We start from the raw sequence: 21,816 nt of genomic DNA, 5'->3' as shown, positions 1-21,816 counted from the left end.
GAGGGGCGGCCGCCCTTGTCGTTTCGTCCGTGCGATCAAAACTCCAGCTTGACCGACCCCAGGAAGCTGCGTGGCGTGCCTATGCTCCGGGTGGTGGCGGCCCCGCCGAGGTAGGCATCGGTGAAATAGGTCTTGTCCAGCAGGTTGTTGACGTTGAACTGGGCGGTCAATTTCGACTTGCCGACCTTGAAGGTATAGGCGGCCAGCAAATCCGCCGTGGCGTAGCTGGCCGTTTGATAGCCGTTGTCCGACCCGTCGGTCGAACCATCGCGTGCCGCGACGCCGCCGCCGACCTTCAAGCCTTCCAGCGGTCCGTCCTGGAAATCGTAGGTCGACCACAGGCTGCCCATGTTGCGAGGCACGGCATACAGACGCAGGCCTTGCAGGCCATTGTTGTCCTTGGTCACCCGGGTGTCGAAATTGGCGTAGGTGGCGATGACGTTCCAGCCCGGCAGGATTTCACCACGGATATCCACCTCGGGCCCCTGGCTACGCACCTCGCCCGCCGCCACGGAAAACAGCCCGCTCGGATCGTTCGGATCGCGGGTGACGACGTTCTGCTTGGTGATGTCGTAATAGGCCAGCGTGGCGCTGAGGCGACCCTCGAAAAACTCGAACTTGGCGCCGGTTTCCCACTGCTGCGCGGATTCCGGCGGCAAGGGTTTGCCCGTAGCCGTTTGCGCGCCCATGTTGGAGTTGCCGAAATTTTCCACATAGTTGCCATACAGGCTGATCCAGTTCTGCGGTTGCCACAGCACGCCCACCCTCGGCGTGACGGCATCGTCCGAAATCAAATCTTGAACCGCCCTGTTGTCCCACTGCTTGACGTATTGATAGCGAAACCCACCCATGACATGGATGCCGTACGGCAGCTTGATCTGGTCCTGCGCATAGGCGCCGAAGTAATCCGCACTGTTGTCGTTGGGTTCCCAGCCCGTGACCAGGGGCGAGGTCAGGCGGGAGTCGTGCACCGGATGATAGATGTCGATAGGCGCAAGCTCAGCCATATAAGGATGGTTCTTCTGATCGGTGCGGTAAAAATCGCCTCCTATCAGCAGGGTGTGCTTGAGCCCCCAAGTGTCGATATGGCCCGTGAGGTCCATCGTCGTGTAATACGTGTCGTTTTGCCCTGGGATGCGGTAATACGTTCTCTGCAAGAGATTGCCCTGTAGCAGGTCGGCGCTGGCGGCGCTGACCCAGACCTGATCGGTATCGCGCAGATCGACCACAAAGCGCTGAGCCAGCTTCCAGTCATCGTTGAATTCGTGCGACCAGTTCAGGCCGACGAGGGTTTCATCGACCTTGCTGGGCGCGCGCTCCATCAGATTGCTCGACCGCGACTTCTTGATGAAATGGCCGTCGATGTAGGGCCAGGTCATGTTGTCGTAATTGAGATTGTCGTGGCGGTATTCCATTTCCAGGGTGGCCTGGGTCCTCGGACCAATGTTCCAGGTGAGGACCGGGGCGAGGAAGGTCCGCTCGTTGTCCACCAGTTCGCGGAACGAGCCGCTGCTTTCGAACGAGGCATTGAAGCGGTAGAGCAGCGTATCGTCCGACGTCAACGGCCCGGTGGCGTCGGCCGTGGTGCGGTACAAATCGTAGGAGCCGAACTGCTGTTGCAGCGCATAGTAAGGCGTGGCGAGCGGTAGTTTGGTGACGATGTTGACCATGCCGCCCGGCTCCATGCGCCCGTACATCACAGAGGCCGGGCCCTTGATGACTTCTATTCGCTCCACGTTGGCCATCTGCCGGGTGCCTATGGAGGAGAATCCCGAGTCGATGCGGAAGCCGTTGCGAAACTGGGTGGACGTGCGGAAGCCGCGCAGAAAGATGTCGTCCGACAGTCCGCCCGAGCCTATGCTGGTGGCGACGCCGCTGACGTTCCTCAACGCCTGTGTCATCTGTATGATCTGCTGATCGTCCAGCACGGCCTTGGGCACCACCTGGATGTTCACCGGCGTTTCCAGGATGGGCGTGTCGCTCTTGGTCGCGGACGACGATTTGCGCGCCGTATAGCTGGTCGGGTCCTCGTCGGGATCGTACTGGCCGGTCACCGTCACTTTCTTGAGCGTCGCAGGACCTTCGGCTGGCTTGACCGATACCGCGCCGTCGGCCGCCTGGGCGTAATCCAGGCCCGAGCCAGCGAGGAGTTTTCCAACGGCCTCATGGGGCAGGTAACGGCCGATCAGGGCTGGGCTGCGCTTGCCTCGAACCAGATCGTCGGCATAAAGCAATTGCAGATTGCCCTGTTTGGCAAGGATATCCAGCGCCGAGGCCAGAGGCTGGACCGGGATGTTGAAACTCTGGGCGGATGTTTGGGCGGCTTGGACATTGACGGCGCAAATGAACACCCCGGCGGTGGCTCCCAGGTGACGATTCAAATACATGTTTCCTCCACGTTTCGTGCTGATCGGGTTGTGATGATGTTCTTCCCGATTAAAGACGCACGAGGGAGGCGGAAATCGTCAGGCGTAGTGATTTTGTCGGGACGGATGGCGGCGCGCCGCATCCCGTCAAACCAGTTCACCTCTCCGGCAGGACGTACCCATTTCCGGGCAGGCCCGAGCAAATGCCCGACACCATCAAAACTCGAGCTTGACCGAGCCGACGAAGGTGCACGGCGCGGGAATATCCACCCGCTTCGCAGTAGGTCTGGCCCAGGAGCTTGTCGATGTTGACGTTCGCGCTATAGGTTTGCTCGCCGATCTTGCAGCGATACGAGGCCACGAGACCCAATGCCCATAGCCGGGCAATTGTGCGCTGCTCTTGTAGTCCGCTTCGCGCGGGCCGGCGAGGCTGAGGCCGCTGGATTTGGACTTTGGTGCTCAACGGTACAAACTTTTCCGAGCGATGAGCTCAGCTTGAGGCCTCGCCGTCCGAATTCAGTTACGCCTGTTGGAAACACTCCTGCGACCGCTCCGGGAGCGGCGCGCCGATGGATGCCGCTTTTGGGCGAGGGAAACGGGGCCGTCTGCGGAAAGATCCACACCGGCTCCGGGCGATGAGATATCTGCCGCTCATCGCGGCTTGTATTCCGTTGATCGCCGAATGCGCCGAGGTGCTGAGTATCTCGTTCGACGAGCGGGACGGGCACTTGAACATGAACTCGGTGACCCGGGTCCGGGCGCCTCTAGCCGGAGTTCGCCGGTCGGCCCCAGTCAGGGAAGCGGGGCCCGCATGCCGCGGAGCCCCTGCACGATATCGAGCTAGCGGTTATAGATGTACATCGTCACTTCGAAACCGAAGCGCAGATCGTTGTAGCTTGGTTTTTCCCATTTCATATCGAATACCTCTTTAAGGGGAGATCATTGACTAGCTAGGTATGGCCCGAGGCCGGTATGCCGCTGCGGCGACGATACCGCTGACTCGGGCCGGAAACGCCGATAAGCGCGCCGCCGGACGCTGATACATGGGCGGCGCGGTCCCTAGTAACAGCTATCTCGACGGCAGGCCCGGCTCCCACCAATTCACGAAGGTCGGAGCGACGCTGGTGCCGAGCAACTGCACATAAGCCGTCAGATTGGCGAGGTCGTTGGGGCACAGGTTGTTCCTGTAAGAGGGCATCCCCTCACCCTCGCCCTCGAGGACCGCCTCGTTCACTTCGTCCGCCTCGCCGATGAGGCTCGGTCCCATGCCCCCACCGTGGCCGCCCATGCCGTGGCAGCTGTAGCAGTTCATGCGCATGAAGGCCCGTCGTCCCTCCACGGCCATGTCATTGGTCGGTGTGACGCATTTGGGCGTGGTCGTGAGTATCGGATCCGCCGTCGACGTCGACGTCGTTGACGTCGTCGATGTGGTCGAGTGCTCTAACGAAGGAGCCTTCGGTCTGTCCGCATGGGCGGCACCCATACCGCCGGCGAGCAGGATGAGCCCTAAGGCCGTGATAACGCGTTTGGGTAGAACTCGCATGATAGATTTACCTCGTGTGTTAGCGGGCCGGCCGATCCGTGTTTGCCCCGGATGGGGGCAAGCCCGCGAGTGGTTTGATGAGTGGTACGTGGTAAGCCGCCAGAATGGCCTTGATTTCACCCCGCTTCCGTTCGAGGCTCTTTTTCAGCCGTGCCGCGAGAACGTCGTCGTCCTTCCTCACTCCGAGCGCGATGTCGAAGGCGAAGGGTTGCGAGGGCATCTCCTCATCGGCGGGCACCGGTGTCACCACCAGGGCCCTGCCGTATGGCTTCGCGAAATAGCCTCCCAGCGGCCCCCAGACAATGGCCACGTCGATATCCCCCTTGGCGACCGCGTCGACGATCTGGCCCTGCGGATTCTTCACGCCTTCCTCGCCCCACATGGAATAGCCTTGAACGTTCCCGGCTATGCCGCGAAGGGCAAGGGCGTGGGTGGGCGGGGAGTCCGCACCGTCGCCGCCGATCGCATGCAGGCCGATCTTCAGCGTGCGCAGCACCGGATCGTCCAGGGACTTGAGCCCCAGGTGACGGCTGCGTGCCGTGACGAAGACATAGCCCGAACGGTAATAAGGCGGAGTGGAGAGCACCCGCTCGTAACCGTAAGGCACACCCATGACCGCGTCGCAGCGCCCCGCTCCCAGCGTGTAGCCGATGTAGCCCTGCCGTTGCTTCTGCCAGTTGTAGGTCAGCTTCGCGTGCAAGTCGTCGGCCAGCAGCGCGGCGATCTTGTTCTCGAAGCCTTCCTGCTTCTGGTTGGAAAAAGGCAGATTATCCGGGTCCGCGCACAGCCTGAGTTCGCTTTCCGCCGCGACCGCCGTCGCGACCGACAAGAGTGCGGCGGCGAGCGACACCCGCAAGCCGCGGGGGCGCCGGTGAGATCGGTTTGGCATGACGTCTTTATCCGTACCCTTGAGCATGATCAGGATCAACGACCGAGTTTGTAGACGTGAACCCGGCCGCCACCCTCGCCGCCGGTGCATTTATCGTCGCTGAAGACGGCGATGCGCTGCTTGCCGTCGGGGCCGTTGAAGCTGATCGGGTTGCCGACCGTGTTGCACGTCAACGGGGCTTCAAACAGGATCTTCTTCCCGCCGCCGGTGCCTGCATCGGGCGTGGGATCGGCGCTGACCGCCTTCAGCTTCGGATCCTTGGTGGAGTAGAAGACCACGCCGCCGGCCGTGGAGAGCACGCCGGCATAGATCTGCTTGGCTTCCTTGACCCCCCACTTCTTCTCGCCCTTGGCGGCATCCCAGGCGATCAGTTCGGCGACGTAAGACTTATCGGTCCCCGGGTGGATGTTATATTCCGTCCCCATATAGGGCGCGCCGGAGATGAACTCGGCCTTCAGGGCGGCCAGGTCCGAACAATAATTGAACGTGGGCGCGTAGAAGAGGCCGGTCTTCGGCGAGAACGCGGTCGGCTCCCATCCTTTTCCGCCGAATACCGACGGACAGATGTTCTTGGTCTGCTTGCCTTCCTGGACGCGCATTTCATCGTTGACGACCGGCAGGCCGGTGGTCAGATCGATGTGGCTCGCCCAGTTCACTTCGGGGACGAACTGGGGAGCCAGCAGGATCTGGCCGGTCCTCCGGTCGAAGGTATAGGCAAAGCCGTTCTTGTCGAAATGGACCAGCAGCTTGTCGTGGATAACGCCATCGGCCGTGGTGACCGGCTGGTTCACCGGGGTGCTCTCGCTTTCGGAGTCGTAGTCCCAGTTGTCGTGTGGGGTGAACTGGTAGGCCCAGATCGCCTCCCCGGTATCCGGCCTTCGGGCGAAGATGGAAGCGCCCCACTTGTTGTCCCCCGGACGCATATCCGCATTCCACACACCGGGCTGGCTGGTGCCGTAGAACAGCAAATCGAGTTCGGGATCGTAGGTCATGTAATTCCAGGCGGCACTGCCACCCAAAAGCCAAGCCCTCTCGTTCGGCCAACTGGTCGCGCCCTGGTCCACGAGATCCTTGTAGTAGACGGAATGGTCGCGGAAATACTGGCCGATCAACACATCCTTGTCGGGACCGGTGTTGTAAGCCTTCCACAGCGATTTGCCGGTCTTGAGATCGAGCCCCTGGACCCAGCCGCGCACGCCCATCTCGCCGCTGGAGGAGGCCACGATGACCTTGTCCCGGACGATCACCGGCGCCGTCGTCATCGTGACACCCGTGCGCGGATCCGCGAGATGGTTACGCCACACTTCCTTGCCGGTGGTCGCGTTGACCGCCACGACGGTGTTGTCCAGCAGGGGGAACACGATCACGCCCGTCGTGCTATCGATCTTGGCATAGGCCGCCCCGCGAACAATCCCGCCGCAGCAATTGGCGCCCTGGGCGTATTCGTCCACATCGGGGGCGTAGGTCCATTTGATTTCGCCTTTGCTCAAGTCATAGGCGATGAGCTTGTTGGGATAGGGAGTCGCGACGTAAAGGATGTTGCCGACCACGAGCGGCTCCCCCATGTGGCTGCCTTTAACGCCGGTCTTGAAGGAAAATTCTTCCTTCAGATTGGCGACGTTGGCGGGCGTGATCTCGGTGAGCCCGCTGTAACGGGTACCCCGCGGCGTTCCGCCGGCGGTCGTCCAGCTTCCGCCGGCTTCGTCCCAGGCGACGTCCGCGGCAGCGCCGGCAGACGCGGCGCCGGCTCCCAATAACAACGCGAGCATCACGCTCGAGCGCAGCCTGTTCGGACGCGCCCCCGAGCGATGGTGTCGCCCGCGTTCACAGGAAAATGTGTTTTTGACTGGCATCTAATGGCCTCCTCGGTAGTAAAAGATCGGTGATCCGGCCTTTCCAGCACCGGCTCTATGGACTCACGCATTCCAGCTTCGGCCCTCGATGTTTCGGAAAAACCATCGGACCCGCGCCCGATCCTATGGAATAAGCTCCCTGTTTTCGGCGCGTCGAGGCGGCCCCCTGGATACCTGGGTACTGCCGCCCCGCAAGTGGAATGCGCCGGAGTGACGCGTCAGATGAAACGGATGTTCGTTCGCTCGTCGTTGAGCCCCGAGCGGGAACGATGCTTTCATCTGACCACAGCGACTTGGCAGATCGCATGCCAGCCAGCGAACAAGGGATATGGAAACGGGATAAGTCCCTGTAAATCAGATGGAATTTGACGGGCTTGGGCGGCGGCCAGGGACTGCCTCTGCCCCAAAATCGAGCAAAGTGTCGTGACCAGACTACTCGGAGGTGGGCCGGAGCCGGGCTAAGGTCGACGAGGACTCGGCGGGCCGGCGTGGAGCGCGACCCGAGAGATCTGAAAAGCTCGGCAACCTCTGAGTCGAAGCTTAGGCCACGCGTCTCACGGCCGGGCCGACGTCTGCCCTGTAGGAGATGGCACTGCCCGAGCGGGTCCTGCCAGCCGTTTAAGACCCATGGAACGGGAATGTCGCCCAGAAGTTACGAAATTTTCGCAGGCGACGGTGCTATCCGGCGCGGCGGGGGCAGGCGAGCCACCGAATCGATGCGGCGTTTCCCCATTTCCCCGCACAACGCGCAAGACTTTTGTTCGCCGCCAATCCCGCGAGTTCTGTATGGTTACTCGCAAGCGCCGAGCCGTCGACGGACGGATCATTGGGGGAACCTCGGTCCGACCGTCGTTACAAGCCGACGATACCTAAACCGAACCGTCTGTTGCGGCGGCACCGATGACTCTGCTTATTGACCGGGCAATTGAATATCTTTAGGCCGCATACTGTGTCCGCGGGTCATAGAAGTAAGTTTTGACGCGCGCAGGGGATCGTTCCAACAGAGCCACGTGACCATGGGCCGCGGCCCATGGCTTGTCCTGGCTACAGACTTGCGCCTTGGCACCAAGCTTGGCCCCCGGCATCTTTGATCCAGGCCTCAAGAAACCTGATCAACCGCTAGGCATCGACGCGAGTTTCCGCGATCATCCGGCGTATCTTGCCTGCTTGGTGAGCGTGGAGCTCAGAGAGCTTTCGCGTTGGTAGCGATGCGGTTCGCACGCTCACCCCATCCTGCAATCCTTTGTTTTCATTGGGAGAAAACCGTGGTTTCCTGGCCCGCGATAATCAAATATGTAAACGACGACGAACTGACGTTCATAAATTCGCCCGAAGAAATCAACAGCCATCCCGATCTGCACGACATTCGATTCAACCCCGGGGATGTCCTGATCGATGCTGCCGGCAAGGTTCATGCGCTTCGAAATGCGCTCGGCCATATCGAAATAGCGCAGGAGTCCGAGGTGGCTTTGACTCTGGATTTCGTAGTCGAATTGGTTCGAAAGCATGCATCGATTTGCGGTGAGTGCTGCATCAGCAAGATATCGGCGACCACGATCGCCGAGGCGATCCATCTGATAAACGACATGCAGCGCCGCAGGACGCGGTGAGCTTGCGAACCGCATCCTGTGGCTCTGCTTGAACTTGTGAACGAGGAGAAAACAATGGGACTTTTTGATTTTTTGAAATCAATACAAAAAAACGAAGTACCTGCTATCAAAACCAACATTCAGGTTAATACTAATCGTTCAATACCAACAATCAAACCAGAGCAGGAAATTTTTGAATGCTATGACGAAGTTTTCAAAACAATGATTGCAGACATATCTGGACTATCAGCAAGTGAAGCTAAGGAAATTAACTCTATTATCAAAAATGGCGAGGGAGGATTCCTAAATATGGGACGTTATCAAGCCACTGTTTGGGAAAAGTATTTCAAAGGCAGAAACTGGCATTGGAATGAATATGAGGAATGGAACAAAATATTTACAAAACTTGATAAATTTCCCGCTCGCTTTCCAATGAAAAGGATTTTGTTCCAACTACGATTGAAGAGGTACTTGGTCAATTGAAGATCAGCGAACTAAAAAGTCTATGCACTGAAAACCAAGCAACACCACCACCGAAAGCAAAGAAAAATGACTTGATTGAATGCCTCAAGTCGTTACCCAACACTATCAGCACCCCTCTTATTTCTTCAAAAATTGATGAATTAAATAGCCGTTTTAGCTATGAACTGTACTCGCTACTTATAAGAACAATGAATTTTAGAGGAAAAAGTTTGTACGACATTAGAAGAGCGGCAAAGATAGGTGTGAAAAAATTCAAAATCATGCACATCTTTGAAGAAGACAAGGAATTTGTTGAAATGGCATTGAAAAAGAATCCCGATGCACTTCACCCCGTATTTCCGTCCGACATGAGCATAAAACAACCTATAATCGAATATTAATGCTCGAAGGAGGCGACATGGATAAAACAACTATTTTCAGTATAGCGGCGATAGCGGTAAGCGCTGCTTCATTTGTAGTTTTATTTTCTCAACTGAAAATTTCAAGCGCTAAGACAAGATTAGATTTGCACAATAAACGATTTAGTATTTATCTAACAGCCCTTGAATATTATCAAGCAACTTCGCACGAATCAACAGACAAAATACTAGAGAAATCCATCAATTTTACAAAGTCATACAGAGAATCAAGATTCCTCTTTGATCCTGAAGATGGAGTTTATGAAACCCTAGGAAAAATTCAGCAAAATGGAAGCACGATCTACTTTTATGAAAAAAATAAATATGAAAGAGATAGCCATTTGACAGAAGACACATATGATCTATCTGCATTGCACGAATCAAGTGTAAAAGCACGAAATGAATTTGAAGTAAATCTCAACCTGCTTGAAAATCAAATTGAGAAATACATTAGATTTACAAATATAGCAGGCTGGCGTGTTTTTAAGTAAGCGACCAACCTCAAAAGGGCCGTAAGATGCGGAGAGCTTGCGAGCTCCATCGCTCGAGCAAACCTTCGACTGTGATTAATCCTGTCCACATCATCGAATTCTGTTGTTTTATATTCCGGGGCGAACTGGCTGTCACTGTGACGGGTGGAGCACAAGGGTTATCGGCTGCTGATGAAAAAGATTAGTGATGTCACCTCGACTGTGGATACTGGTTTTATCGGGAGAGATACTCGAACTGGAATAACGAAGGAATTCCAGTTCGCAGGCTTGCAATGCTGGAATTCGCCGCAGCTCATTCCAGCCTGCGGCCATACTTCGCCAAGCGATACATGGCACTTAACGAACGAGCAAGCCGGTTATTGCAACAAGCGGCCCGGAATGGCTGGCGCGGCCCACGAAGTCTTTCGTCAGCGGCCGGGACGGGCACCGTGCCACCCAACGGAAACTCCGCTTGGAAGGTGTAACAGCCGTGTCATTTTGTCCCTGTAGCTTGTCGCGTCGCGGAGCTGGAACGGTCGTATCCCTAGCTTTATGGCGAGCTTGAATGATGCCGCCTGTCGACCACCGTTCGCACCGGGCCGGTTCTCGCAACCTGCGGCCGGTGCACGCCGGCTTCGGGACCAACCGGGAGGCGAGACAGCGCCCGGGCTAACCTCGCACGACCTCCATTCCAAGGGAAACCATCCATGAGCAAACAAACCCGCCGCGAATTTCTCGGCACCCTGGCGGCCGGCACCGGCGCCGCCACCGCCCTTTCCCTGTTTCCGCCGGCCATCCAGCGGGCCATGGCGATCGAAGCCCACCGCAAGACCGGCACGATCCGCGACGTGGAGCACATCGTCATCCTCACCCAGGAAAACCGTTCATTCGACCATTATTTCGGCGCGCTCCACGGCGTGCGCGGCTTCTCCGACCCCTTCCCCATACCCGTAGCGGATGCGCCCGGCATCGAAGGCAAGACCGTCTGGTACCAGCCCAACCAGTCCTCTACCGCTACGCCGGAAGCCATCGTTCCCTTCCATCTGAACACCGAGCAGCATTTCGAATACATGCGCGTGGAAGGCACGCCGCATTCCTGGACCAACGCCCAGTACGCCTGGGACGAGGGACGGATGAACCAATGGCCGCGGGCGAAATTCAACCATTCGCTGGGCTATTACGGCGAGGACGACATTCCTTTCCAGTACGCCCTGGCCAATGCCTTCACGATTTGCGACGCCTACCATTGCTCATTCCAGGGCGGCACCAACACCAACCGGCTGTTCCTGTGGACCGGCAGCAACGATCCGTTGGCGCTGGGCAACGGCCCGGCCACCTACAACGATTACGACTGGTTCGACGCCAATCCCGGCAACGACGGCGGCTACAGCTGGGTCACCTACACCGAGCGGCTGGAAGAGGCCGGCATCAGTTGGCAGGTGTACGAGAACATGGAAGACAACTTCACCGACAACTCCCTGGCGGGCTTTCATGTCTTCCGCGACGCGTGGTTCCAGCGGCCGGGCTATTCCGAATCCTTGCGCCAGCGCGGCGTGAGCACCCGCGACCTGGACAAGCTCAAGGAAGACGTGCTCGCCGGGCTGCTGCCCCAGGTTTCCTGGATCGTCGCGACCGCCGAAGGCTCCGAACATCCCGGTCCTTCCAGCCCCGCCCAGGGCGCCGATTACACGGCCCGCGTGCTGGACGCCCTGACCGCCAATCCGGAGGTCTGGAGCAAGACCGTGCTGATCGTCAACTTCGACGAGAACGACGGTTTCTTCGACCACGTGCCGCCGCCGGCCGCGCCTTCCTATGTCTCCTGGAACGAAGATCCGGCCCAGGCGGAACTCGCCGGTGCTTCGACCGTCGACACCATCGGCGAATACCACGAGCATCTGGTCAGCTATCACAATAACGCCACCGAGCAGGCCTTGCTGCACCGCGCCTACGGACTCGGCCCGCGCGTTCCGCTGTACGTGGTCTCGCCCTGGAGCAAGGGTGGCTGGGTGAATTCGCAGGTGTTCGACCACACCTCGGTGATCCGCTTCATCGAGGCCCGTTTCGGCGTGTTGGAACCCAACATTTCCCCCTGGCGCCGGGCGGTCTGCGGCGACCTGACGACCGCCTTCAATTTCGCCGACCCGAACGACCAGGAATTCCTGAACCAGTTGCCGGACACCCTGGCGCTCGCCGAGCAGGCACGCGCCCTGCCGGGTCGCACAGTGCCCGCCACGCCGGCTTCCATCACGCTGCCGGTGCAGGCCGCGGGCCTGCGTCCTTCGCGTGCGCTGCCCTACGAGCTGCACGTGCACGACCGGGTTGTGGCTGCCGACCGGATCGAACTGGTGTTTGGCAATACGGGCAAGGCGGCGGCCGTCTTCCACGTCTACGACCGCCTCGATCTGAACTCCATCCCGCGCCGTTACACGGTCGAGCCGGGCAAGCAGCTGACCGGCCATTGGGCACCGGCGAGTGCGGGCGCCTATGATCTTTGGGTACTCGGACCGAACGGTTTCCACCGCCACTTCACCGGCCATGCCCGGACGTCGGAGCTCGATGCAAATCCCGAGGTGCGGATCGCCTACGACCGTCACAGGGGAACGCTCGTCATCAAACTGCGCAACGAAGGTAAGGCCAAGGCGGTATTCACCCTGGCAGCGAACAAATACTACGAGCTTGAAGCGGAAACGTTCACCATCCCCGGCCATGCCGAACGCATCCTGCAGTGGCCCTTGCGCAAGAGCGCTAACTGGTACGACTTCTCCGTGCGGGTAGCAGGCGAGACCGGTTACAGCCGACGCTTCGCCGGCCGCCTGGAAACCGGCCGCGCATCGGTCAGCGACCCGGCACTCGGCGGTCCGGCGCTGGCGGAGCAGTACCGAGTAGACGGCGAAGACTGAAGCCTTGGATCTTGCTGCCGTCCCGCCCGGGACGGCAGTTCCTTTTCCGCAGCCCTAGTCCGTCCCCCGAAGCGGCTGCATCGGATTTGGACGATACGTTCCCGGCGGCGCCAACCCTGGGTGATCGCGTCATGTTCACACCCTTATCCACAGGCTTTTCCACGCAATCTGTGGATAAGCACCAGACCGTTTCCCGGGGGGAGCGGGCAATCCGCCCGCATCGCCGTTAAGATGAGCCATCGTCCAACGGGAAACCCACATGCTTCGTGTCATCAGCGCCAACCTCAACGGCATACGCTCCGCCGTCAGCAAGGGCTTTCTGCCCTGGCTGGAAAAACAGCACGCCGATTTCGTCTGCCTGCAGGAACTCAAGGCCCAGACCGCCGACATGACGGCGGAGATGCTCAATCCGCACGGCTATTACGGCTATTTCCACTACGCCGAGAAGAAGGGTTACAGCGGCGTAGGACTCTACGCCAAACACCAGCCCGAGCGTATCGTCGAAGGCCTGGGCGTGGCCGAGATCGACGCCGAGGGGCGCTATCTCGAACTGGTCTACGGCAACTTATCCGTCATCTCCGTTTACCTGCCCTCGGGTTCCAGCGGCGAACACCGGCAGACGGCCAAATACGCCTTCATGGACTATTTCTACGGTCACCTGGCGGATCTGGCGAATGCCGACCGTGAAGTCCTACTCTGCGGCGACTGGAACATCGCCCACCAGGAAATCGATCTGAAGAACTGGAAAAGCAACCAGAAGAACAGCGGCTTCCTGCCCGAAGAGCGCGCCTGGCTCACCCGGGTGTTCGACGAACTGGGCTGGGTGGACGTCTACCGCCGCCTGCATCCGGAGACCACCGGCGAGGCCTACACCTGGTGGAGCAACCGCGGCCAGGCCTGGGCCAAGAACGTGGGATGGCGCATCGACTACCAGATCGCCACCCCCGCGCTCGCCGCCCAGGCCCTCTCGACGAGCATCTACAAGGACGAGCGCTTCAGCGACCACGCGCCGCTGACGGTGGATTACGACTGGAAAGTTTGAGTTGTTCAAATACTCGACAACGGTCGTTGAATAGCGGAATACGATGACCGCACGCGACCCGAATCGGGTATTGAGATCCACGCGAATAAATATGCCCAAACGCTGATGCCACAGCATCGAGCGCGATATCGGCAACCCCCACGGGCTATCCAGAAACCGCGGTCCCACAAAGAATCCGTCTTTCCGGCATGGACGGTCGCGACTCAAGCGACGCTTGCAATTGGAACTGCCGGAGTCCAAGCCCCATGGATGGGTTCGAGGTAACACCCCTGTCACTGGATTCCGCCATTCCCTGGCGGTATGACGCGCTATGTTCCGTCATGCGATTGCCCTGCCCCGGCACATATGCCGGCCACGCTATGAAGCACCCAAGAAATATCTAAGCAGTCCGGCGGTTGGCAATTTCAGCTTGCCGACTCAGCTTTCCTTAATACTTTTGACGGAACAAGGAAGATGCCGGCAAATGTACTTCGTCTCATATATAAGACACATGGATATCTAATTAAAAATCAATCGCTTGCCTACTCGATGATAAGAGTGTGTCGCAGATCTGATACATACCTTATCTTAATCAAGGGAGATCCAGGCTCTTCTTTTTATTACTATCAACAGCTTGAACATATGGCGTAATTATTGCCCTGTTTTCGTGAGCAACAAGAAACGCGATGTCTTGAATTAAGTCGGCAATATGGTTTTGAGCCTAGTAAGCCGATACTCGAGAGGCGGTTCTAGTAATTTTCCTGACTAGCAAGGTCCCCCAAGCTGGGACAAAGTAGCTGTTCGCGGTTTGGCATTACTCCGGTAACTATTCAAGGAATCTGGGCTCTGGCAACCTCTGCCGGAGCAAGGTTTTTGGGTATTAGCTGCATAAGGATACTAATCAGAATAATTCTTCGGCGATATTCAACCGCAGACGCGATACTCGACCACGTCATAGAAGGCGACTGGATGAAAAAGCGAAACGCAAACCTACCGGTAAGTAGGTGTGAAATATCGCGGATCAAGACGAACGGAAGCCGGGCCACCGAGTGTGACTTCGATTAAGTCACACTCGGTGGCCCGGTTTTTTTGCGCTATGGAGCTTTGGGAGCAACCAGGAATTTGGCGCGTAACGCATCAGTCCATGTCGACAACGAACCGTAGATGGACAGATAACAACGTCTGTGAGGAATAAAAATGTTCAAACCTGCATTCCGCACAATCTTTACGGCCGGCCTGCTGGGCGCAGTCACTCTCGGTGCAGGTCCTGCCTGGGCCACCGCTATCGCCCACAGCAATTTGACCTTCCACGATGTGGGCATCGCGCCGAAAACAGGAACGGTGCAATTCACCGGGCCCTGGATACTTCAGGCTCAAGCCAGCGCCAACAACTCCCTGGGCGAGTTCAGTCCTTCTTTTAGCGAACCTCCTATCGACGAGAAAATCGGCCCCGACACCGCCACCTTCACGGCGGCCGTCACCTGGGCCAGTGCCGGCGGTGTAGCCATCGATCCGCCTCCCACTCCGCCTTATCTCGAGATCAGCGGGAGCGCCACCGCCGACGGAAATATTCCCGGCAAGGTCGAGGGCAGCGCCATTTCCCAAGGTCAGGGCACCGTGCGCCTCGATGATCCTTTCCTGCCTAGCTATTTCCAAATCACCGGCGGCCCGGACGGCGACCCGGTCAGCGTCACCTTCAACGTGCTCATAGACTATGCCCTGAGTGTCAAAACGGACCAATACGGTGTGCTGGCCGAAGCCGAAGTCACTTTCAGTCAGCAACTCTTTGGCGACGACGTAGGTTTTGTGACGATCAACGCATTGGTTCCAGATCAAGACCTAAGGACACACTTGGTCATTGGCCCCAATAGCCGTGACAAGGCGGGCAAGATGAATTATTTGCTCACCAACACCCTCGACCTGCACTACGGCGTCCGCTACGCGTTACTGAACGGAGGCGACGCAGAAGAACGGGTGGCCAACATCCCCGAACCCGCCACGCTCTGGCTCATGGCCTTGTTCCTGCCCGCCATGTACAGAACCCGGCGCGCCTGAACCGCTCAAGAATGCACTCACGGGAGAATCGCCATGGCTGCCTGCTACCGCACCGCGTTTTCCGCCCTCGTTCTATTCACCACCTTGCTATTGGCCTTTCCTGCCGAGGCCAAATTTTTAGCCTGCTTGAACCCCTGCCCGACATGCGTAAGCAAAGGGCCGTCGAACTTGCCATCAAACGCAACTTCCGGCACCGCCACCAGCCTGTCCGAAGGCAATATGAAGGAGAGTTACGCAGGCCCGAGCATCGGAGGCACCGCCGACGGTAATGTCGACTTAGATTTCAATTACGACAGCTACAACGCCGATGGATCTCTCGGCCGTGTCCTGACCACCATGGGTGTGGGCTGGACCCACAGCTATAACATCTTCCTATTCCAGCAGCGGATGGAAATGTTCCGCTACGACGGCAACGGCCGGGTAACCAAATACACCCCTATATCGAGCACTCGCTACGTTTCAACGGCGGGCTATTTCGAAACCCTAACCCGCACCTCCACGGGTTTCACCGTCATCTACAAAGACCAAACCCGCTACGAATTCTCCCTGGTTGCCGGCAGCCCGACGCTGAACGGCCAGCAGTTATATTGGCTGAAAAAGATCAGCCACCCCAAAGGTATCAGTACCACCCTGGCCTATACCGGCGGCTTGCTGAGCAGCATTACCGACACCTATGGCCGCAGCCTCAATCTGACATACAACGCAGCCCGCAAGCTTTCAGCCATCACGGACCCACGCGGCAAGGTCACCACCCTGCAATACGATGGCACCAACACCCAACTACTGCGCATCGTCGATCCAGGAGGGAAAACTCAAAGCTACTCCTACAACTACCTGTACCAGATGACCCAAAAGTTGGATCGCGATGGGCGCCGCTTCAACTTTGGCTACCAGGTAGACAAACCGCTGTTCACCACTGACGGCACAGACGCTAAGCTCTTCAGCCAAACCAACCCCAACAGCTGGGCCATCGAAGATAGTGCGCTGGCGACCCAATTGTGCCGAGTTTACAAGGTCGATCCTTCCACAAAAGTTTCCACTACTTTTCGTACCGATGGCCGGGGCAATACCTGGCAGTATGACTACGACGCTAACGGCTATATCACCCGCATCCGCGCTCCCGACGGCGCAGAAACCAAGTACACCTATGATCCCGCGACATTGAATGTCTCATCCGTGACCGACGCCAACGGCCACCGGACCGAATATACCTATGACGCCCAAGGCAATCTCACCCAGGAACGTCGCTACCTGGTCTACCCCGCCGAGTATTTCGATACCGCCTACCAATACGAGCCGGTTTTCAACAACGTCACCCGGATCAGCTATCCCAACGGCTCCGTAACCCGCTACGAATACGATGCCGTCGGCAACCGCACCAAGGAAACCCGCGACGACGGCGGGCTTAATCTTGTGACGGAATGGGCCTATGACACCCACGGCAATGTGCTGACGGAAAAAGACCCCAACGGCCACATTACGAGCTACCAATACGATGCTGCCGGCAACAGGATCAAAACTATCGATCCACAGGGGCATGTGACCGAGTACGCCTATGACGGCGTCGGCAACCGCATCCAGACCACCGACGCCAACGGCCATGTGACGCTATACGTTTATGACGGCCTCAACCGGCTGGCAACAGAAACCGACCCCTTGGGATTTGCCACCCAATACCAGTATGACGGCGTAGGCAATCGCATCCAGGTCAGGAAGCAGGCGACCAAGGCGCCGGACACCTTCCAGGCGACGAGTCATCAATACGACCTGCGCAACCGCTTGGTCAAGGAAATCCGCGATCCGGGTGGGCTGAACCTGATTACGGCATATGCCTACGACGGCAACGACAACCGGACTCAACTCACCGATCTGCGCGGCAAGGTCACACTTCTTACCTACGACGTGCAGAACCGCCCGAGCAAGGTGACCGATGCACTGTCCAATGTCACCGAAACCCGTTACGACCCGGTCGGCAACCGCATCTGCACCATCGACGCCAACTCGCATTACACCTTCTTCGAATACGATGGGCTTAATCGGCTGAGTAAGGAGTCCCGCAAGATAGGACTACAAGAATGCTCGACCGGCGATGCCGACGACCTGATCACGCAAACCTTCTATGACACCGGTGCGCCGATACCGCCGATACATTGTTTGGCCCTGGAATGCGAAAAACCGACACCGGGCTCCAGCAACATCAGCCACGTGATCGATCCCGAGGGCAAACACAGCTACTTCAAATACGACCACGTCGACCGCCGCGTCATGACCATCCGCAAAGTGGGTGACATCGCCGACGACTTCGACAAGACCGGCAACCCGGCGGACGACGACTGGTCCGAGGTCGTCCAGTACGACCCGGTCGGCAACGTCCTCGCCCGCATCGACGCCAACGGCAACGCCACGACTTTCACCTATTCCGCCGACAACCTGCTCAAGACCGAGGCCAACGCCCTGGGAGAAACCACGGCCTACACCTACGACGGCGCGCACAACCTCAACACCACCACCTCGCCCGGCGGCAACGTCACCACCAATACCTACGACGACCGCAACGAGTTGATCCAGGTCGGCGACGCGGAAGGGCCGCTGGCGGGCAGCAACTCCGTCACGAAACCCGGCTACGCCTACGACGGGATCGGCAACCGGATCAAGGAATGCGACGGCAACGACCACTGCACCCAATATTCCTACGATGCCGTCAACCGCCTCATCGCTGTGACCGACGCACTGGGCCAGACCACCCAGCACACCTACGACCCGGCGGGGAATCTCGTCAAGACTCTCGACCGCGAAGCCCACGCGATGTGCTACGTCTACGACGACATCAACCGCCGCATCCGCCAGGTGCAGAAGGTCGGCGACACCGATTGCACGGCGAACGGTGGCGACGGGGATGCCGACGATGTATGGACCAAGACGGTGTACGACCAGGTCGGCAACGTCACCGAGCTCACCACCGCCAAAACGAACGGGCAAGGCACACCCACGATCTGCAACGGTGGAGCGCCCACCGCTGACTGCGAAACCACCCGCTACGTCTATGACGAGGTCAACCGTCTGGTCAGGGAAACCTATCCCGACGCCGGCATCCGCCGCTTCGCCTACGACAAGGCCGGCAACCTCAAACGGCGCACCGACCCAATAAACCGGATCACCGACTACGTCTACAACGACCTGTACTACCTGACCCTGCGCGATTACCAGGTCGACCCGGACGACAGTTTTGTCTACGACGTCGGCGGGCGCATGATATTGGCGGGACGCGCGGGCTGGATCGTCAACTTCAGCTACGACCAAGCCAACCGTGTCGTGCAATCCACGCAGGACGGCAAGCCGGTCGCGTACGCCTACGACATTCCCAACCGGCGCCGCACCCTGGCCTATCCGAGCGGCAAGGTCGTCACCGAAGACCGCGACTTCCGCGAACGGCTGGCGGACATCAATGGCGGAGGCATCGCGACCTATGCCTATGATCCGGGCAACCGCGTGTTGACCCGCACCTACGGCAATGGCACGTCGGCCAACTACCTGTACAACGCCAACAACTGGATCACCGACTTGACCCACACCAAGGCCGGCCCCACCCTCATTGCCGGCTTCGGCCACCAATACGACAACGAAGGCAACAAGCGCTTCGAGGAAAAGCAGCACGACACCGGCCATTCGGAAGGCTACGAGTACGACGACCTGTACCGGTTGATCCATTACAAGGTCGGCGATCTGGTGGGTTCCGACGTGCCCTTGCCGCTGACCCAGACCCAGTACGACCTGGACAAGCTCGGCAACTGGAACGACAAGATCAAGGACGGCGTCACCGAGACCCGGCAGCACAACGCGGTCAACGAGATCACCCAACTCGACGGCGTGCCGCTCAGCTACGACGACAACGGCAACCTGATCCAGGATGACCGCTACGTCTACGAGTACGATCAGGAAAACCGGCTGACCAAGGTCAGCTCTTTTGGGCCGTTGCAAGTCGTCGGCGAATACCGCTACGACGCCCTTAGCCGCCGCATCGTCAAAAAGAGCGGGCCGACCCGCGGCAACAAGGAAACCCGCTATTTCTACGACGACGCCCGCATCGTCGAGGAGCAAAACGCCACCGGAACGACCGAGGCCAGCTACGTCTACGGCAACTACATCGACGAAGTACTGACCATGGATCGGGGCGGGCAGACCTATTACTACCACCAGAACGCCCTGTGGTCGGTGGAAGCCATCACCGACGGCGCGGCCAACGTGGTCGAGCGCTACGCCTACGATGCCTACGGCCATCCGACCATCACTGATGGAGCCGGGAATCCCGTGCTGCCCAATCCCTGGGGCACGGCCCGTAGCGCAATCGGCAATCCGTGGATGTTCACGGGCAGGCAATACGACGAGGAAACCGGGATTTATTATTACCGGGCGAGGTATTACGATCCGGATAAGGGGAGGTTTTTGCAGAGGGATAGTTTCTTCCCTGAAATAAGCATATATGAATACACAGACGGAAACCCAGTTTCATACAGCGATCCATTTGGCTTGATTACATTAAACCCTTTAAAGAAGGATGAGTGCTCACCTGTAGGATTGAAAAAAACATTCTATCCACTTATTAGGCAGTACCAAAATTGCGCGCCAGCATCCGAACCATTAAATTGGAAGTATGAGAGAGGGCAAAAGGAAACAATAACGATAGGGAGCAAGCTTGGAGGTGAATGCAAAGGAGTAAGTGGCGAGTGTTCAGTTGAAGTTGAAACGGAATTAAGTGTAACTGATGAAGCATCAGGTACGGTGCGGAAATGCAAAAAAACCTGCCTATATCTAATAGCAAATTGCGAATGCAATTGGGAGTTTCAGTATTACCCCGGTTTGCTTAGTAACTGGACAATACGAACTTACTGGGACTGTTCCTTTGGTGGTTTTAGAAAAAGGGGCCTTTCCTGCCCAGATGGTAAAACAGAGCCTGAATGCCCAAAACAGGGAGATCCAATTGAGCCACAAAAGCCACCACATGTCCCAACACCTAAACCCAAACCGCCTTCTAAGCCAAAACCATGTGGTCCCAGAGGGTGCGTACCGCATACCAAGCCCGCGTAGCCCGGTAGGGTGGGCACCGCCCACCACTTGGCATATTGATTGAAACATGTCTGGGAATATTTTCCCCATGTTTCCGAAAATCTCGCGGCCTGGTGTGCGGTGCACACCCTACGGATTTTCCGTCCGGGAAAATGGTGGGCATGACAACATGCCCACTCTACGGCGTTTCGCCGAAACCCTCGGCATCGAACGTCGGGTTTTCGCCACCACACCAATTTTCCGGGTAAACGCCGGCGCGGATATATCGGTGGAACGTGGAATACGGCCAATCGGCGACGCGGGGAACATGGTCGTGCTTGACCGGATTGCTATGGATGTGCGAAATGCCGGTCGAAATCGTCTGGATCGCGGATTTGATGTTCCCAAAACCGCCGCTGCCATATCGTGCTTTCGCGATGTTTGGCTTTGGACGCATTGATCCATTCGGGGCGGTAGCGGCGTAGGTTGGGTTGCGGCTCCATCGCAACCTAACATTTCCCGGTGGACGAATTGACCACTGCGGCTATATCTGCCGACCGGTCGTCGTTGGGTTGTCTCCGCCAAACCAACCTACTCGTGGCAGATGTCGTCGGGAAACTCCATGGCTCCGCATCCCCAATGGGCCGGCAAAATGCCTTGGCGGACATATCGATGAATACTGCTGTACGGCCAATCCACCGGGCACTTCACATACCCGTGCTTGACCGGGTTGTAATGGATGTAATCGATATGCCGGGCATAATCCCTTTCGTCACGAATGCGATGTTCCCAAAATCGCGGCTGCCATATCGCCTGTTCCTTTTTATGCCGTCGCCGCGCGGACACGGCCGGGCGGTTTTCGGTCTCGATCTGTTGGGTCAATGCGCGCTTGATATTGCGCCACCGGATGGAATAATCCGCGTCCCCCGCCGGCATTGTCCAAACGGCGTGAATGTGGTCCGGCATAATCACGATGGCGTCGATGGAAAACGGACGCCGCGCCCTCTCCGCCCGGAATGCCGCACGCAATTGCCTTACCCGATCCGGGTCATCGAACAAATGAATTCGGCGGAAAACCACCACGGTAAAAAAATACGTGGCTCCCTCCGTATAATCGCGACGGTAGCGCATGATCCAATGCTCGATCGTGAGAGTGACGGTTATCAACCATGACCGTATCGGGATATGTTGGGTTGTCTCCGCCAA

The 21,816-nt window shown here is 58.0% G+C and carries 15 protein-coding genes; 9 read left to right on the top strand and 6 right to left on the bottom strand.

Translation table 11 applies throughout. The annotated features are described in order from the left end of the window. Window positions 1-35: 35 nt before the first annotated feature. The 5 genes from JWZ97_RS15245 to JWZ97_RS15225 form a co-directional block, all read right to left on the bottom strand. A complete protein-coding gene (locus JWZ97_RS15245) occupies window positions 36-2,387 on the bottom strand; it encodes a TonB-dependent receptor (RefSeq protein ID WP_205430959.1) in 2,352 nt (783 codons plus the stop codon). Between the two features lie 819 nt (window positions 2,388-3,206). After that, window positions 3,207-3,281, bottom strand: coding sequence for a pyrroloquinoline quinone precursor peptide PqqA (pqqA, locus tag JWZ97_RS15240; protein WP_205434686.1), 75 nt, complete (start codon window positions 3,279-3,281; stop codon window positions 3,207-3,209). Between the two features lie 154 nt (window positions 3,282-3,435). Then, a complete protein-coding gene (locus tag JWZ97_RS15235; protein WP_205430958.1) occupies window positions 3,436-3,909 on the bottom strand; it encodes a c-type cytochrome in 474 nt (157 codons plus the stop codon). Between the two features lie 19 nt (window positions 3,910-3,928). Beyond that, on the bottom strand, window positions 3,929-4,798 hold the full coding sequence (locus JWZ97_RS15230; protein WP_205430956.1) for a quinoprotein dehydrogenase-associated putative ABC transporter substrate-binding protein: 870 nt from the start codon (window positions 4,796-4,798) through the stop codon (window positions 3,929-3,931). 35 nt (window positions 4,799-4,833) lie between these two features. Then, a complete protein-coding gene (locus JWZ97_RS15225; protein ID WP_205430954.1) occupies window positions 4,834-6,567 on the bottom strand; it encodes a PQQ-dependent dehydrogenase, methanol/ethanol family in 1,734 nt (577 codons plus the stop codon). 1,292 nt (window positions 6,568-7,859) lie between these two features. Here JWZ97_RS15225 and JWZ97_RS20385 point away from each other — a divergent pair. From JWZ97_RS20385 to JWZ97_RS20380, 9 genes are all read left to right on the top strand, one after another. After that, window positions 7,860-8,261 (top strand): DUF4144 family protein, encoded by a 402-nt coding sequence (locus JWZ97_RS20385; RefSeq protein WP_371822523.1) that lies wholly within the window; start codon window positions 7,860-7,862, stop codon window positions 8,259-8,261. A gap of 18 nt (window positions 8,262-8,279) precedes the next feature. Beyond that, window positions 8,280-8,723, top strand: coding sequence for a hypothetical protein (locus JWZ97_RS15215; RefSeq protein ID WP_205430950.1), 444 nt, complete (start codon window positions 8,280-8,282; stop codon window positions 8,721-8,723). After that, window positions 8,720-9,103 (top strand): hypothetical protein, encoded by a 384-nt coding sequence (locus JWZ97_RS15210; protein ID WP_205430948.1) that lies wholly within the window; start codon window positions 8,720-8,722, stop codon window positions 9,101-9,103. The genes JWZ97_RS15215 and JWZ97_RS15210 overlap by 4 nt, the downstream gene beginning before the upstream one ends. 17 nt (window positions 9,104-9,120) lie before the next feature. Further along, window positions 9,121-9,612, top strand: coding sequence for a hypothetical protein (locus tag JWZ97_RS15205; RefSeq protein WP_205430947.1), 492 nt, complete (start codon window positions 9,121-9,123; stop codon window positions 9,610-9,612). Window positions 9,613-10,298: 686 nt separating this feature from the next. Then, entirely contained in the window at window positions 10,299-12,491 is a 2,193-nt protein-coding gene (locus JWZ97_RS15200) for a phosphocholine-specific phospholipase C (RefSeq protein WP_205430945.1), read from the top strand. A 259-nt stretch (window positions 12,492-12,750) separates the two neighbouring features. Beyond that, entirely contained in the window at window positions 12,751-13,533 is a 783-nt protein-coding gene (locus JWZ97_RS15195) for an exodeoxyribonuclease III (RefSeq protein WP_205430943.1), read from the top strand. 1,176 nt (window positions 13,534-14,709) lie between these two features. After that, on the top strand, window positions 14,710-15,567 hold the full coding sequence (locus JWZ97_RS15190) for a hypothetical protein (RefSeq protein ID WP_205430941.1): 858 nt from the start codon (window positions 14,710-14,712) through the stop codon (window positions 15,565-15,567). Window positions 15,568-15,600: 33 nt separating this feature from the next. Beyond that, window positions 15,601-20,652: an RHS repeat domain-containing protein gene (locus JWZ97_RS15185; RefSeq protein ID WP_205430939.1), complete on the top strand. Its 5,052-nt coding sequence runs from the start codon at window positions 15,601-15,603 to the stop codon at window positions 20,650-20,652. A gap of 67 nt (window positions 20,653-20,719) precedes the next feature. Further along, a complete protein-coding gene (locus JWZ97_RS20380) occupies window positions 20,720-21,070 on the top strand; it encodes a hypothetical protein (protein WP_205430931.1) in 351 nt (116 codons plus the stop codon). Between the two features lie 131 nt (window positions 21,071-21,201). Here JWZ97_RS20380 and JWZ97_RS15175 read toward each other — a convergent pair whose 3' ends face one another. Then, a complete protein-coding gene (locus JWZ97_RS15175; protein WP_305799063.1) occupies window positions 21,202-21,816 on the bottom strand; it encodes a transposase in 615 nt (204 codons plus the stop codon).

It is taken from the genome of Methylococcus sp. EFPC2 (genome assembly GCF_016925495.1).
Taxonomy (GTDB): Bacteria; Pseudomonadota; Gammaproteobacteria; order Methylococcales; family Methylococcaceae; genus EFPC2.
The sequence above is the reverse complement of the archived record's forward strand: the minus strand, read 5'-3'. Positions and strand labels throughout refer to the sequence as shown.

Bases quoted from the DNA above. Each gene is read 5' to 3' on its own strand.
- JWZ97_RS20385 (WP_371822523.1), top strand. From the start codon at position 7,860: ATGCGGTTCGCACGCTCACCCCATCCTGCAATCCTTTGTTTTCATTGG.
- JWZ97_RS15225 (WP_205430954.1), bottom strand. From the start codon at position 6,567: ATGCTCGCGTTGTTATTGGGAGCCGGCGCCGCGTCTGCCGGCGCTGCC.
- JWZ97_RS15230 (WP_205430956.1), bottom strand. From the start codon at position 4,798: ATGCCAAACCGATCTCACCGGCGCCCCCGCGGCTTGCGGGTGTCGCTC.
- JWZ97_RS15200 (WP_205430945.1), top strand. From the start codon at position 10,299: ATGAGCAAACAAACCCGCCGCGAATTTCTCGGCACCCTGGCGGCCGGC.
- JWZ97_RS20380 (WP_205430931.1), top strand. From the start codon at position 20,720: ATGTTTCCGAAAATCTCGCGGCCTGGTGTGCGGTGCACACCCTACGGA.
- JWZ97_RS15205 (WP_205430947.1), top strand. From the start codon at position 9,121: ATGGATAAAACAACTATTTTCAGTATAGCGGCGATAGCGGTAAGCGCT.
- JWZ97_RS15195 (WP_205430943.1), top strand. From the start codon at position 12,751: ATGCTTCGTGTCATCAGCGCCAACCTCAACGGCATACGCTCCGCCGTC.
- JWZ97_RS15245 (WP_205430959.1), bottom strand. From the start codon at position 2,387: ATGTATTTGAATCGTCACCTGGGAGCCACCGCCGGGGTGTTCATTTGC.
- JWZ97_RS15185 (WP_205430939.1), top strand. From the start codon at position 15,601: ATGGCTGCCTGCTACCGCACCGCGTTTTCCGCCCTCGTTCTATTCACC.
- JWZ97_RS15190 (WP_205430941.1), top strand. From the start codon at position 14,710: ATGTTCAAACCTGCATTCCGCACAATCTTTACGGCCGGCCTGCTGGGC.
- JWZ97_RS15235 (WP_205430958.1), bottom strand. From the start codon at position 3,909: ATGCGAGTTCTACCCAAACGCGTTATCACGGCCTTAGGGCTCATCCTG.